Source organism: Rhodococcus sp. FG69, from assembly GCF_057808915.1.
Genome location: NZ_JBMDIX010000020.1, coordinates 84,900 through 98,386, shown reverse-complemented (window position 1 = coordinate 98,386; position 13,487 = coordinate 84,900). Strand labels below are relative to the sequence as shown.

The window sequence follows — 13,487 nt, the reverse complement described above, 5'->3', positions numbered from 1 at the left end:
GTACAGTGTGCTCCGGCGAGACTGCCAGCGACAACTCGACCGACGCGTAAAGTGCGAGGAACGGAAGTTTCTTCGACTGTGGGGGACAACGACGCGAGATGGCTATCAAGGACCTGCGAGGGAAGAGGACGTTCATCACCGGCGCCGGGAGCGGTATCGGACGCGCAACTGCCCTCGCTGCGGCGCGTGCAGGCGCCGAGCTGTACCTGACGGACATCAACGAAGTGGGTCTGAAAGAGACAGTCGCCGCTGCGGGTTCGGCGGTGGTGAAGTCCGCTGCGTTCGATGTGTCCGACTACGACGCTGTCACTGCGTTCGCTGCCGAGGTACACGAATCGGTCGACAGCCTCGACGTCGTCATGAATGTAGCCGGTATCTCTGCGTGGGGCACCGTCGAGAATCTCGAGCATCGCCATTGGAAGTCGATGATCGACGTCAATCTCATGGGACCGATCCACGTGATCGAGAACTTCCTGCCCGCGATGGTGAAAGCCGGTCGCGGTGGCCATCTCGTCAATGTGTCCTCTGCAGCGGGTCTGATTCCACTGCCCTGGCATGCGGCGTACAGCGCGAGCAAGTACGGTCTTCGCGGCGCATCGGAAGTGCTGCGCTACGACCTGAAGCGGCACGGTATCGGCGTCAGCCTCGTCGTACCGGGGGGAGTGAAGACGGGATTGGTGAACACCCTCGAAATCGCGGGCGTCGATCGCGATGATCCGCGAGTGCAGAAGCTGCAGCACCGCTTCGAGCAACGCGCCGTCGAACCCGAGACCGTCGCCGACGCCATCCTCGTCGGGATACAGAAGAACCGCTACCTCGTGTATTCGTCCAACGACATTCGGTTCGCGTACTGGTGGGCACGAAAGTTCGCCCCGCCGTACGAGTTCGTCCTGCAGAAGGCCAACGACCAGTTCAGCAGGCTGTTGAAGAAGCCGTCATAGATCGACGTCCAGTCTGCGAGCGCCCGGGCCCGCGTCGGCGAGTTCGTCACCCGGATTGGCCAGTGCGCAACTGGACAGTGACAGGCACCCACAGCCGATGCACCCGGTCAGGTCGTCGCGGAGGCGGACAAGTTGGGCAATGCGATGGTCGAGGTCGGCGTGCCAGTGCTGAGACAGTTTGGCCCAGTCGCGTTTCGTCGGCGTTCGCTCTTCCGGCAAATCGGCCAAAGCGTCGCGGATTCGGGCAAGAGGTATGCCGACCTTCTGCGAGATGCGAATGAACGCGACTCGCCGCAGCGTGTCACGGTGATACCGACGTTGGTTCCCCGACGTGCGTCTACTCGTGATGAGGCCCTGCTTCTCGTAGAAGTGCAAAGCGGACACGGCAACTCCGCTGCGTTCGGAAAGCTGCGCGGGAGTGAGTTCGCGGACTTTCCAGTCGGGCATCGGCATAGCTCGACGTTACTCGAGCTTGTCCCGGTGAGTGAAGGGGTATGGCCCGCAGTAACCACGCGCACACCGGGCGCTGAGCGCCTACGGTTAGGCGATGACTGCAGAACTTGGTGCCGACTCGGAGGTCGGAACCCTGCGTACGGTGATGCTTCACCGGCCTGGCGACGAGCTGCGGCGCCTCACGCCGCGCAACAACGATCAGCTGCTGTTCGACGGCGTGCCGTGGGTCGACCGGGCGCAGCAGGAGCACGACGCGTTCGCCGAACTCCTGCGCAGCCGCGGCGTCGAGGTGCTTCTACTGGCCGACCTGCTCACCGAGGCGATGACGGTCAGCGGGGCGGCGCGTATGCAGGGTATCTCCGCGGCGGTGAACGAGCGACGCCTCGGCCGTGCGCTGGCCCGTGATCTGGCCGCGCACCTGCGCGGTGTGCCCGCGCCGGAGCTGGCATCGATACTGATGGCCGGAATGACCTTCGACGAGCTCCTCGCTGCGGAGTCCGGTGAGCCGGAACTACCTGGCGCGTCCCTGGTTCGGCGAATGCATCATGGTGGCGACTTCGTCATCGATCCCTTGCCGAATCTGCTGTTCACTCGCGACTCGTCGTTCTGGATCGGCAATCGCGTGGCGATCACGTCGCTGGCGTTGCCCGCGAGGCTGAGGGAGACGACGTTGACCGATCTGATCTATGCGTTTCATCCGCGTTTCCTCGGAGTTCGGCGTGCGTACGAATCGCGCACGGCGCCGGTCGAGGGCGGGGACGTGTTGTTGCTTGCTTCCGGTGTCGTGGCGGTCGGTGTCGGTGAACGTACGACGCCCGCAGGCGCGGAAGCTCTGGCTCGCAGCCTGTTCGAGGACGGACTCGCACACACCGTGCTGGTCGTTCCCATCGCGCAGGAGCGGGCGTCGATGCACCTGGACACCGTATGCACGATGGTCGACGTCGATGCGGTCGTGATGTATCCGGCAATTCAGGATACGTTGTCCGCGTTCACTATCCGCAAGGAAGAGGCCGGGGTGACCATCCGTGGCGCCGACCCGTTCCTCGAGGCGGCCGCGGACGCGATGGGCATCGGCAAGCTCCGCGTCATCGACACGGGTCTCGACACCGTCACCGCAGAACGCGAGCAATGGGACGACGGGAACAACACCCTCGCACTCGCCCCGGGTGTCGTCGTCGCCTATGAGCGCAACGTCGAGACGAACGCACGGCTCGAGGCGTCGGGAATCGAAGTGCTGCGGATCAGCGGATCGGAACTCGGCTCGGGGCGAGGTGGTCCCAGGTGCATGTCGTGTCCGGTGGCCCGGGACAGTGCGGGGGCGCCGCCTGTGCGTTCGTGATGGTGACCGCGCACCGGGTGTCAGAGGACCTCGCGCACCTTGTCAGCGGGCCGCGCGAGAACGGTTCCCTTGTCCGTCACCACGATCGGCCGCTCGATGAGGATTGGATTGTCGACCATTGCTGCGATCAGGTCGTCCTCGGAAGCGTCCTTCAGGCCCAGCTCCTTGTACACGGCCTCTCTCTTCCGAATGGCCTGCGACGCAGTCATACCCGCATCGTCGAGCAGTTTCCGAAGTCCGTCCTTGGTGGGCGGCGTCTCGAGATATTTGACGACCGTGGGCTCGATCCCGGCTTCCTGAATCAGTTTCAGCGCAGTTCGGGACGTGTTGCACCTCGGGTTGTGGTAGATCGTCGCAGTCGAAGTCATGGTCGTAGATAGTGCCATTGTTTGTGGACCGTGGGTGCCGGGTAGGCGAAAGCAATGACTGGTCGACGAGTAGTGATTGCCGGAGGGCACGGAAAGATTGCCCAGCACCTGATCCAGGTACTGACCGCGCAGGGAGATCGCGCCGTTGCGCTGATTCGAAACCCAGAGCACACCAACGCCGTTACCGCCCTCGGTGCGCTGCCGGAGGTCGTGGATCTGGAGAACGCGTCAGTGGACGAGGTCGCGGCGCTTCTGCACGACGCCGATGCCGCGGTCTTCGCGGCAGGCGCAGGTCCGTCCGGTGGAATCGAACGCAAGGACACCGTCGACCGCGCAGCTGCGGTGCTGCTGGCCGACGCGGCAGAGAAGGCGGGTGTGACCAGGTTCGTCCAGATCAGCTCGTTCGGTGCTGGTGAAGCTGTCGACGATGACGCCGAGGACACCTGGAAGGCGTATATCTCGGCGAAGACCGCAGCGGAGGAGGACCTGAAGAGCCGTCCCTCGCTCGCATGGACCATTCTGCGGCCCGGCGGTCTCACCGACGACGAACCGACCGGCCACGTCACGCTGTCCGCGCCGCCCCTCGACCGGGGTACGGTGCCTCGCGCCGACGTCGCTGCGGTGCTAGCTGCGTTGATCGAGACGCCGTCGACGGCTGGGAAGACGCTGATGCTGACGTCAGGCACGACACGTATCGAGGACGCTGTCACCGGCGTCTGATAGACACTGCGGATGCGTGTTCACATCGATGCAGCGTCGAAGGTTCCTTTGTTCGAGCAGGTACGTGTCGGGATCCTCGATCAGGTTCGCAGCGGTGAGCTGATTGCGGAAACGAAGATCCCGACCGTACGAGGGTTGGCGGCGGAGCTGGGTATCGCCCCGCACACGGTTGCAAAGGCGTACAAGGAACTCGAAACGCAGGGCGTCATCGAAGCTCGTGGACGGCTCGGCACGTTCATCGCCTCGGGTGGCGACCCTACGGAGGACAACGCCGCGCGTGCCGCGATGGCGTACGTCGCAGAGCTCCGGGCGCTCGGGCTCACGGACGACAAAGCTCGGGCCTTGCTGGAGACGGCGCTACGCAGCTAGGTTGACGCTTCAACCGAACTGTGTCAGGGTTGTGCCGTCCTGTTGCCGTGCCCGAAGGATCCCACATGAACTCGTCCATCTTCCGCGACATCGCAACCCTGGTGGCCCGTGTCGGCCTCGGGATCGTATTCATCGCCCATGGCTGGCAGAAGCTGAACACCAACGGACTCGACGCGACCAAGGCCGGCTTCGAAGGCATGGGCGTCCCGCTGCCGATGGTGTCCGCGTATTTCGCAACGTTCGTCGAACTGGTCGGTGGTGTGGCCCTCGTCGTGGGCATCTTCACCCCGATCGTCGGCATCCTACTGTTTCTGGACATGCTCGGCGCATTCTTGTTCGTGCACTACGACCTGGGCGTATTCGTCTCCGAAGGCGGCTACGAACTGGTTGTCGCACTGGGCGTCGGCGCACTTCTCCTCGCCGCGACCGGCGCGGGCCGATTCAGCCTGGACGGCGTGTTCGGCGGCAAGACCAGTTTCGTGAAGGCGCGCGCGTAAGAAGTTTGCGCAGGTAAACCCTGGGGTCCTCGCATTTCGCTGCCGTAAAGATCTACGCGTTACCAGGTGAACGCCCACCTGAAAGTGCTTAGGTGATTCAATGGCAACGAATACCGAGCGACCTCAGGGTTCAGCCGGGTCCGACCCGAACCTCCTCCCAGGCAGTCGACCTCGTACCGACTTCCTGGTCTTCGGTATCTCCGCAGTCATCACCGCCGCGATCCTGATCTGGGGGCTGGTGGCTGCCGATTCACTCGAATCGACCACGACGTCGATTCTCGGATGGCTCGTCACCAACATCGGCTGGCTCTTCATTCTCGCCGCGTCGGGATTCGTCGTGTTCTCGATCTACTTGGCGGTCAGCAAGTTCGGCAAGATCCCGCTCGGCAACGACGGTGAGAAACCGGAATTCAACACCGTCAGCTGGATTGCCATGATGTTCAGTGCAGGCATGGGCATCGGGTTGATGTTCTTCGGTGTCGCAGAACCGTTGGCGCACTTCGTCAGTCCACCTCCTGGATCCGACGGGACGATCGGAGCCGCGATGGCGACGACGATGTTCCACTGGAGTCTGCATCCGTGGTCGATCTACGCCGTCGTCGGTCTCGCTGTCGCGTACGGGACTTTTCGTCGCGGCAGGAAACAACTCATCAGCTCGGCGTTCATTCCGATTCTCGGGCGCCGCGCGGAAGGTCCTATCGGCAAGGTCATCGATATTCTGGCGATCTTCGCGACCATGTTCGGTACGGCGGCATCACTCGGTCTCGGCGCATTGCAGATCGGTTCGGGTTTCGAAGTTCTCGGATGGCTCGGTGAATCCGGAACGTTGCTTCTCGTCGCGATCGTCGCACTGCTGACGCTCGCGTTCGTTGCCTCGGCGGTCTCCGGCGTAGCCAAGGGAATTCAATGGCTGTCCAACATCAACATGGTCCTGGCGCTCGTGCTGGCCGTGTTCGTGTTCGTCCTCGGCCCGACGGTGTTGATTCTCAACCTGATTCCGACGACCATCGGCGACTACGCCAGCCAGCTCGTACACATGTCCGCGCGATCCGCCGCATCGGGCGACGGCGGCGAAACAGCGAGCTGGTTGTCGTCGTGGACCATCTTCTACTGGGCGTGGTGGGTGTCCTGGACCCCATTCGTCGGCATGTTCCTGGCACGGATCAGTCGCGGTCGAACTATTCGCGAGTTCGTCATCGGCGTCATTCTCGTCCCGAGCACGGTGAGCCTGGTGTGGTTCTCCGTCTTCGGCGGCGCAGGCATAGCCCAGCAACAGGACGGGATCGACCTGGCCGGTCGGGACAGCAGCGAGTCGCAGCTGTTCGGCATGCTCGAAAATCTGCCGATAGCAGGCATTTCCAGTGTCCTGGTCATGATCCTGGTAGCCATCTTCTTCGTCTCCGGTGCCGACGCGGCATCGATGGTGATGGGCACACTCAGCCAACACGGCAGCATGGAACCGAGCAAATGGGTGGTCGTCTTCTGGGGAGTTCTCACCGGCGGGATCGCCGCGCTGATGCTGTGGACCGGTGGCGCGGACGCGCTGAACGGTTTGCAGACCATGACGATCATCGCTGCTGCCCCGTTCGTGCTGGTCATGATCGGGTTGTGCATCTCGTTGTACAAGGATCTGTCGCAGGATCCGATGGTCAAGCGTGTCCCCAGTGGCACGGTTGAGCGCACGTGAGTGCACTCAACCGTGCCACTGCGGCGGAGCCGTTCGAGCTACTGCGGCGGAGCCGCTAGCGCCAGCTGGGTAGCCACAGCTGCTGCTGCCACAGCTCGGGCGTGATCGGCATGCCCGTCAGAATCGGCCACAGCCAGATGAAGTTTGCGATCACGAGGCCGAGGTAGAGGCACACGAGCATCAATCCGGTGCCCCTACGTTCGGCCGACGCTCGGGCTCGGCCGATGACTTGGCCGAGGACGAGCGCGATTCCCATGACCATGAACGGCGCGAGAGCGACGGCGTAGAAGTAGTACATCTGCCGGTCGAGCGTCGCGAACCAGGGGAGGTAGGCCGCGCCGTAGCCGGTCAGAACCACTGCGAATCGCCAGTCTCGGCGCACCAGCATCATCCACAGCGACCACAGCAGCATGGGGACCGCGAGCCACCACATCGCCGGCGTTCCGATGAGCATGATCGCCTTGACACACGAAGTCGCCGAGCAGCCCTGAACGGCGTCACCCTCGGCGAAGTAGTAGAGCATCGGCCGCAGGCCCATCGGCCAACTCCACGGCTTCGATTCCCACGGATGGATGTTGCCTGCCGAATTGGTCAGGCCCTCGTGGAAGGAGAGAACGTTGCCGCTGTAGTACCAGAGCGAACGCAACGCCCCCGGCACGAACGAGAACGGCCCGTCGGTGCCGATCTGATTGCCGACGGCGTGGCGGTCGACGCTGGTCTCGCTCGCGAACCACCCTGCGTACGTGCACAGGTAGACGATCACGGGGATGACGACCAGCGCGTAGAGCGCGGGCCCGATGTCCCGGACGGCGGTGCCGATCCACGGACGCTGCACGCCGTTCGCGCGGCGGGCTGCGACATCGAAGGCGACGGAAAGCAGGCCGAAGAACGCGATGAAGTAGAGGCCGGACCATTTGGTTCCGCACGCGAGGCCGAGCAAGATGCCAGCGCCGAACCGCCACCAGCGCACGCCCATTCGAGGTCCGAACCGGCTTGCGTGCATTCGGCCTTCGCTGCGGACCGTGGCCATTCGTCGGCGGACGTCGTCACGGTCGACCACGAGGCAACCGAGAGCGGCGGTGACGAAGAACGCGAGGAAGATGTCGAGCATCCCCATCCGCGACGAGACGAACGTGACTCCGTCGGCGATCAACAGGATTCCCGCGATGGCCCCGACGAGCGTCGATCTGGCCAAGCGCCTGACGATGCGAATCACGATCAGCACCAGCATGGTTCCGGCGAGCGCCGCGGAAAATCGCCAGCCCCACCCGTTGTAGCCGAAGATGGCTTCGCCGACTGCGATGAGTTGCTTGCCGACCGGCGGATGGACGACCAGACCGTAGCCCGGATTGTCCTCGATCCCGCCCCCGGTCCACACCTGCCATCCCTGCGGGGCGTAGTGCTTCTCGTCGAACACCGGGGTGCCCGCATCCGTCGGGTACCGCAGCATCGTGAACCGGGTGATCGCCGCGATCGTCGTGATGACGAGCGTCACGATCCAGCCCCGTCGACGATCGGTGTCGCGATAGAAGTCGGCCGCGGGTGCGCTCGGGCCGGGACTGACGACGAACCGCTCGGTCAACAAGGCCACGTACCGATCGTAGGGGGCGGCGGGATGTGCGAGAGACTGGGAGGATGCTGATCCTTGCCGCTACCCCGATGGGCGACGTGGGTGACGCGTCCCAGCGACTACGCGACGCGCTGGCCACAGCCGACGTCGTCGCAGCTGAAGACACCCGCCGGACCAAACACCTGGCGTCGGGACTCGGGGTGACGATCACCGGAAAGGTGGTCAGCTTCTACGACCAGGTCGAGACAGCGCGCCTTCCCGGTCTGGTCGACGCCGTTCGAGACGGCAAGTCGGTCCTGCTGGTCACGGATGCGGGCATGCCGTCGGTGAGTGATCCTGGATATCGCTTGGTCGCCGCCTGCGTCGACGCCGACCTCCCGGTGACGTGTCTGCCCGGTCCGTCGGCGGTGACGACGGCGCTGGCGTTGTCAGGCCTGCCTGTCGAGCGCTTCTGCTTCGACGGGTTCCCGCCGCGCAAACAGGGCCAGCGAAGCAAGTTCTTCGAGTCGCTGAAGTCCGAGAAGCGCGCATGCGTCTTCTTCGAAGCCCCCCATCGCCTCGCTGCGTGCCTCGCCGACGCCGTCGCGGTTCTCGGTCCGGATCGCCGGGCCGCTGTCTGCAGGGAGCTCACCAAGACCTACGAGGAGGTCAAGCGTGGAACCCTCGGCGAACTCGCCACGTGGGCCGAAGACGGCGTGCGCGGCGAGATCACCGTTGTTCTCGCCGGTGCCGTGGCGGTGGCGTCGGAACCGGAAGACCTCATCGACGACGTCGAACAGCTCGTGGCGTCGGGCATGCGGTTGAAGGATGCGTGCGCGCAGCTGGCTGTCGACGGCGTCAGCAAGAGGGAGTTGTACGAGGCGGTGCTCGCCTCCCGGGTGGCGGGAGTGTAGCGAGGTCTCAGCCGAGGACTTGCTGCCGAAGTCCTTCGGTTGCGGCCTCCAGAATCGTCTTGGTGCCCTTCTTCACGAGGAACCCTGGGAGGGGGATCTTCGGGTCGACGGTCAACGAAAACTTCACGTGCGTGCCTTTGGCAGACGGGGTGAGTGTGTACTCGCCGTGCTGAGCCTTCTGCTGGGTGCTCTCGACCAGATCCCAGATCACCTTGTTGTCCGACCACGTGTACTCGACGGTCTGCTCGTCGTTGATTCCGAGGATCGAGACCTCCATCTTCACATGATGGGGCTTACCGTCGTCGAACCGGTCGACGACCTCCACCTTCTTGTGGACGGGTGACCACGACGGAATCCCTTCCACATCTGCGAGTACTTCGAGCACTGCTGCCGCATCGGCTTCGATGTCGACCTCTTTGTCTGCTGTGACTGCCATGGGGACAACGTAACTCAGGCGGAGTCCTGCGCAAACCGAATCGCGCTACGCGAGCGAACGAACTGGCCGATCGTGCGTAGAGCGTGCTGCGCTTCGGGGAGAAAGTCGGCCGCCTGGAACACGTGAACCTGGTCTTGCCACACCTGCAGTTCGCAGTCGACGCCGGCGGCCACCAGACGGTCGGCCATGAGTTCGGCGTCGGCGAGCACGATTTCGGTCGACCCCGCCTGAATGAGAACCGGGGGAAGGCCCGTCAGATCGGCGTCGACCGGCGACACACGTGGGCCGCGGGTGCCCTCGACGACGATGCGGGCGTCGACGCGGTCGGCCAACACCGTGAGCGCGGGGACTGCACCTGCGGGGAACACCGCGCATCGAGATGCGTTGTCGTGCTCGAGCTTGCCCGTCGGATCCATGTCGGTCAGCGGGGACATCGTGACGATTCCCGCAGGCGTCGGAAGGTCGAGATCGCGCAGCATCAGAGCGACCATGAAGGCCAGGTAGCCGCCCGCTGAATCGCCTGCGATGAAGATCTGGTCCGGCCGGTACCCGGAATCGAGGAGGTAGCGGTAGCCGTCGACTCCGTCTTCCACCGCGTGCGAGATCGGGTTGCGCGGCATCATGCGGTAGTCGACCGACAGAACGGGCGCATCGACGCTCTGGGAGACGCGAGAGGTGAGCCGTCGGTGCGTGTTCAGGCCGCAGCAGACGAACGCGCCGCCGTGCAGGTACAACACGACCCGGTCGTTCCCGACGCCCTCGGCGCGGATCCATTCCGCCTCGCACTCGGCCAACATCACCGACCGATATTCCGTGCCCTTCAACGGCGGGACCAGCATTCCCGCGTAGTCGACCAGTCCCATCGGCCAGGGGAGGCCGGGCGCCTTCGACCAGACTGTCAGGAAGGGGCGGACCGTGAGCTGCAGGTAGACCGCGAGAGCACGTGAGCTCACGCTTCGGCCACGGACATCGACCCTGTTGGAGGTACCCTTCGGCGACGATTTAGGTTGTTTCAGTGCGGAGAGCACGGTGTTCATCGTCCTCGCCTCCTCTCGTACAACTTTCTTGGGACCCTCTGTAACAGACATTATCCTGTGATCTAGGTTGCATTAACGTGAGATCGTGTTCGATGTCACACCGTGATCGAAACTAGGCGCAAAGGTGATCGCACATGGCGCTCATGCCCGTAACCGAATCCGTGTTCCTGATCGCCGAGTCCAGAGAACACCCGATGCATGTCGGCGGGCTGCAGTTATTCGTACCTGCTGGGGAACCTCACGACCTTGCGGACTTGATCCACACACAGTTCACAAAGGGTGAGGTGCACGAGCTGTTTCGTAAGCGCCCCGGCAGGCCGGTCAACGTCATGGGCGCGCTCGCCTGGTCACGCGAGGACGATATAGATTTCGAATATCATGTTCGACGCGTGGTCCTGCCTGCGCCCGGACGCATCCGCGAGCTGTTTCAGTTCATCTCCCTCAATCACGGCACCCCGCTCGACCGCTATCGTCCGATGTGGGAACTGCACATCATCGAGGGACTCGCGGACGGGCGAATCGCTTTGTACACCAAAGTGCACCACTCGCTCGTCGACGGTGTCTCGGCATTGAAGCTCATGATGAACACGCTGACGACCGATCCCGACGACCGGAGCGGCGTCGCAACGTGGGATCCGTCGCTGTTCCACTCGAAGCCGGCACCCAAGCCGTCGACGGCACTCGAGACGGTAGCGGGCGGCCTGTCGTTGGGGCGCAAGATCGTCGGCGATTTGGCGGACTTCGTACCGGCCGCCGCGCGACTGGGTGTGCGCGCGTTGAAGAACGAGGGCGCCCAGCTGCCGCTTCGGGCGCCGCGAACGATGTTCAACGTGCCGATCGGCGGAGCCCGACGGTTCGCCGCCGAAAGTTGGTCGATCACGCGAATGACCAAGGTGGCCAGGGCATTGGACGTGACGTTGAACGACATCGTCCTCGCCATGTGCGCCGGTGCCCTGCGCGGCTATCTCATCGACGAGGAGGCGCTTCCCGATTCGCCTTTGATCGCAATGGTTCCCGTGTCTCTACGCAAGCCCGGAGAGGACCGCAGCCAGGGTAACTCGGTGTCGACCATCCTGTGCAATCTCGGTACGCACGAATCGGATCCGCTCGAACGGCTGGCGTGTATCACCGACTCCACCGTCAAGGGCAAGGACATGATGCGGGAGTTCAACACTCTCGAGTCCCTGGCGTTCGGGGCCGCGACGATGTTGCCGCTACTGTTCGGGGCGGTCCCGGGATTCGTCAACAACACTCCACCGCCGTTCAACGTCATCATCTCCAACGTGCCCGGTGCGAAGGACGAGTTGTATTGGAACGGAGCACGTCTCGACGGGGTCTACCCGGCCTCCATCGTGGCCGACGGCATGGCGCTCAACATCACCGTCGCCAGTAGCGCAGATTCGCTGAATTTCGGGCTCATCGGGTGTCGACGAAGCGTCCCGCACCTGCAGCGGATCCTGACGCACCTGGAGAATTCGCTCGTTGAGCTGGAAAAGGTGGTCACCACACCCGCTTGAATGGACCCTGCTAGCTATCTGATCGTATGGATGGTCCATTCAAGCGATGGTCCCGTTCGCTTGAATGGACCCTGCTAGCCATTTGATCGTATGGATGGACCATTCAAGCGGTCTTGACCTCGTACTTCGGAAACACCGGTGACGGCGCGGGCAGCGCCTCGCCCGGCACCATTCGTGTTGCGATGTCGACGAACTCGTGAGCTGGATCGCCGAGCAGCTCGAGGATCCGTGCCGCCGAACCGGGCATGACGGGCTGCACGAGAATGCCGACGATGCGCAGAACCTCGAGCGTCACGTAGAGCACCGTGGCCATCCGGTCCGGATCGGTCTTGCGCAGGACCCACGGCTCCTGCTGAGAGAAGTAGCGGTTCGTTTCGCCGAGCACCGACCAGATCGCTTCGAGCGCAGTGTGCAGAGCCTGCACGTCGAATTCCCTGCGGCAGATGTCGAGCAGCGCGTCGGCGCGCGCGAGCAGAGCCTCGTCGTCGGACGTGAACGGGCCTGGCGTCGGGACCTTCCCGTCGAGGTTCTTGGCAACCATCGTCAGTGAGCGTTGCGCGAGGTTGCCGAGCTCGTTGGACAGGTCGGCGTTCATGCGCGTCACGATTGCCTCGGCGCTGTAGCTGCCGTCCTGGCCGTAGGAGACCTCTCGCAGCAGGAAGAAGCGGAGCGGATCGAGACCGAACTCGTCGACGAGTGCGAAGGGGTCGACGACGTTGCCGAGCGACTTGGACATCTTCTCGCCCTTGTTGTTCAGGAATCCATGCACGAACACGCGCTTCGGCAGTTCGATGCCGGCCGACATCAGGAATGCCGGCCAGAAGACCGTGTGGAATCGGGTGATGTCCTTGCCGATGATGTGCAGGCTTGCAGGCCAGTACTTCTGGAACTTCTCCGAGTCGGTGTCCGGGTAGCCGACGCCGGTGAGGTAGTTGGTCAACGCGTCGACCCAGACGTACATGACGTGGTCGGCATCGTTCGGAACCTGGACACCCCAGTCGAATGTCGTCCGCGAGATCGACAGGTCCCGCAGACCGCTCTTGACGAAATTGACGATCTCGTTGCGACGGGTGTTCGGTGCGATGAAGTCTGGGTTGCTGTCGTACAGCTCCAGCAGCTTGTCCTGATAAGCGGACAACCTGAAGAAGTACGACGCCTCCTCGGTCCACTCGACGGGCGTACTGGTCTCGGTCGCGATGCGGGTGCCGTCCTCGGTCAGCGTCGTTTCTGCTTCGGTGTAGAACGCCTCGTCACGAACCGAGTACCAACCTGCGAACGCGTCGAGGTAGATGTCGCCGCGCTCGACCATCTTGGCCCAGATGGCCTTGCTGGCCTCGTGGTGATCGGCGTCGGTGGTGCGAATGAACCGGTCGTAGGAGATCCCGAGAGTCTCGTCGAGCTTCTTGAACACGTCCGAGTTGCGGGCGGCGAGGTCTCGGACGTCGATGTCTTCCTTGACGGCCGTCTGCTGCATCTTCAGTCCGTGCTCGTCGGTCCCGGTCAGGAACATGACGTCATAGCCGTCGAGTCGTTTGAATCGGGCGATCACATCCGTGGAGATGTACTCGTACGCGTGTCCGATGTGCGGCACGCCGTTCGGGTACGCGATCGCGGTCGTGACATAGAAAGGGGGCCGTGAGGCATCAGCTGGCGCAGTCAT

General features: G+C 63.5%; 14 protein-coding genes. 8 read left to right on the top strand and 6 right to left on the bottom strand.

All coding sequences use genetic code 11. From position 1 onward, the window contains the following. The first annotated feature begins 98 nt into the window (after positions 1-98). A complete protein-coding gene (locus tag ACODSO_RS17040; RefSeq protein ID WP_489037956.1) occupies positions 99-941 on the top strand; it encodes an SDR family oxidoreductase in 843 nt (280 codons plus the stop codon). On the opposite strand, the gene soxR is transcribed toward ACODSO_RS17040, so the two are convergent. Further along, on the bottom strand, positions 936-1,394 hold the full coding sequence (soxR, locus tag ACODSO_RS17035) for a redox-sensitive transcriptional activator SoxR (protein WP_489037955.1): 459 nt from the start codon (positions 1,392-1,394) through the stop codon (positions 936-938). The two genes, ACODSO_RS17040 and soxR, sit on opposite strands and share 6 nt — an antisense overlap. Positions 1,395-1,488: 94 nt before the next feature. Between soxR and arcA the strand changes: the two genes are divergently transcribed. After that, on the top strand, positions 1,489-2,733 hold the full coding sequence (gene arcA / locus ACODSO_RS17030) for an arginine deiminase (RefSeq protein ID WP_489037954.1): 1,245 nt from the start codon (positions 1,489-1,491) through the stop codon (positions 2,731-2,733). Between the two features lie 20 nt (positions 2,734-2,753). Here arcA and arsC read toward each other — a convergent pair whose 3' ends face one another. Beyond that, a complete protein-coding gene (gene arsC / locus ACODSO_RS17025) occupies positions 2,754-3,101 on the bottom strand; it encodes an arsenate reductase (glutaredoxin) (RefSeq protein ID WP_068377962.1) in 348 nt (115 codons plus the stop codon). A 54-nt stretch (positions 3,102-3,155) separates the two neighbouring features. Between arsC and ACODSO_RS17020 the strand changes: the two genes are divergently transcribed. The 4 genes from ACODSO_RS17020 (at position 3,156) to ACODSO_RS17005 (ending at position 6,374) form a co-directional block, all read left to right on the top strand. Next, entirely contained in the window at positions 3,156-3,821 is a 666-nt protein-coding gene (locus ACODSO_RS17020; RefSeq protein ID WP_489037953.1) for an SDR family oxidoreductase, read from the top strand. Between the two features lie 12 nt (positions 3,822-3,833). After that, positions 3,834-4,190, top strand: a complete 357-nt coding sequence (locus ACODSO_RS17015; RefSeq protein WP_489037952.1) for a GntR family transcriptional regulator — start codon at positions 3,834-3,836, stop codon at positions 4,188-4,190. 65 nt (positions 4,191-4,255) lie between these two features. Continuing rightward, a complete protein-coding gene (locus ACODSO_RS17010) occupies positions 4,256-4,687 on the top strand; it encodes a DoxX family protein (protein ID WP_068377956.1) in 432 nt (143 codons plus the stop codon). A gap of 100 nt (positions 4,688-4,787) precedes the next feature. Beyond that, complete coding sequence (locus tag ACODSO_RS17005; protein ID WP_489037951.1) at positions 4,788-6,374, top strand: BCCT family transporter; 1,587 nt, start codon at positions 4,788-4,790, stop codon at positions 6,372-6,374. A gap of 55 nt (positions 6,375-6,429) precedes the next feature. Here the strand turns inward: ACODSO_RS17005 and ACODSO_RS17000 are convergent, their stop codons facing one another. Then, positions 6,430-7,965, bottom strand: coding sequence for a dolichyl-phosphate-mannose--protein mannosyltransferase (locus tag ACODSO_RS17000; RefSeq protein WP_489037950.1), 1,536 nt, complete (start codon positions 7,963-7,965; stop codon positions 6,430-6,432). A 44-nt stretch (positions 7,966-8,009) separates the two neighbouring features. Here ACODSO_RS17000 and rsmI point away from each other — a divergent pair, with 44 nt between their 5' ends. Then, on the top strand, positions 8,010-8,837 hold the full coding sequence (gene rsmI / locus ACODSO_RS16995; protein WP_489037949.1) for a 16S rRNA (cytidine(1402)-2'-O)-methyltransferase: 828 nt from the start codon (positions 8,010-8,012) through the stop codon (positions 8,835-8,837). 7 nt (positions 8,838-8,844) lie between these two features. Here rsmI and ACODSO_RS16990 read toward each other — a convergent pair whose 3' ends face one another. Beyond that, positions 8,845-9,273, bottom strand: a complete 429-nt coding sequence (locus ACODSO_RS16990; protein ID WP_489037948.1) for an SRPBCC family protein — start codon at positions 9,271-9,273, stop codon at positions 8,845-8,847. A 14-nt stretch (positions 9,274-9,287) separates the two neighbouring features. Next, positions 9,288-10,310: an alpha/beta hydrolase gene (locus tag ACODSO_RS16985; RefSeq protein WP_489037947.1), complete on the bottom strand. Its 1,023-nt coding sequence runs from the start codon at positions 10,308-10,310 to the stop codon at positions 9,288-9,290. Between the two features lie 134 nt (positions 10,311-10,444). On the opposite strand from ACODSO_RS16985, the gene ACODSO_RS16980 reads away from it, so the two are divergent. Continuing rightward, positions 10,445-11,827 carry a WS/DGAT/MGAT family O-acyltransferase gene (locus ACODSO_RS16980; protein ID WP_489037945.1) on the top strand — a complete coding sequence of 461 codons (1,383 nt, stop codon included), beginning with the start codon at positions 10,445-10,447 and terminating at the stop codon, positions 11,825-11,827. Positions 11,828-11,930: 103 nt separating this feature from the next. On the opposite strand, the gene metG is transcribed toward ACODSO_RS16980, so the two are convergent. Continuing rightward, entirely contained in the window at positions 11,931-13,487 is a 1,557-nt protein-coding gene (gene metG / locus ACODSO_RS16975; protein ID WP_489037944.1) for a methionine--tRNA ligase, read from the bottom strand.

Coding starts and splice junctions, on each gene's coding strand:
- ACODSO_RS17040 (WP_489037956.1), top strand. CDS start 99: ATGGCTATCAAGGACCTGCGAGGGAAGAGGACGTTCATCACCGGCGCC.
- soxR (WP_489037955.1), bottom strand. CDS start 1,394: ATGCCGATGCCCGACTGGAAAGTCCGCGAACTCACTCCCGCGCAGCTT.
- arcA (WP_489037954.1), top strand. CDS start 1,489: ATGACTGCAGAACTTGGTGCCGACTCGGAGGTCGGAACCCTGCGTACG.
- arsC (WP_068377962.1), bottom strand. CDS start 3,101: ATGACTTCGACTGCGACGATCTACCACAACCCGAGGTGCAACACGTCC.
- ACODSO_RS17020 (WP_489037953.1), top strand. CDS start 3,156: ATGACTGGTCGACGAGTAGTGATTGCCGGAGGGCACGGAAAGATTGCC.
- ACODSO_RS17015 (WP_489037952.1), top strand. CDS start 3,834: ATGCGTGTTCACATCGATGCAGCGTCGAAGGTTCCTTTGTTCGAGCAG.
- ACODSO_RS17010 (WP_068377956.1), top strand. CDS start 4,256: ATGAACTCGTCCATCTTCCGCGACATCGCAACCCTGGTGGCCCGTGTC.
- ACODSO_RS17005 (WP_489037951.1), top strand. CDS start 4,788: ATGGCAACGAATACCGAGCGACCTCAGGGTTCAGCCGGGTCCGACCCG.
- rsmI (WP_489037949.1), top strand. CDS start 8,010: ATGCTGATCCTTGCCGCTACCCCGATGGGCGACGTGGGTGACGCGTCC.
- ACODSO_RS16990 (WP_489037948.1), bottom strand. CDS start 9,273: ATGGCAGTCACAGCAGACAAAGAGGTCGACATCGAAGCCGATGCGGCA.
- ACODSO_RS16985 (WP_489037947.1), bottom strand. CDS start 10,310: ATGAACACCGTGCTCTCCGCACTGAAACAACCTAAATCGTCGCCGAAG.
- ACODSO_RS16980 (WP_489037945.1), top strand. CDS start 10,445: ATGGCGCTCATGCCCGTAACCGAATCCGTGTTCCTGATCGCCGAGTCC.
- metG (WP_489037944.1), bottom strand. CDS start 13,487: ATGACTGCGCCAGCTGATGCCTCACGGCCCCCTTTCTATGTCACGACC.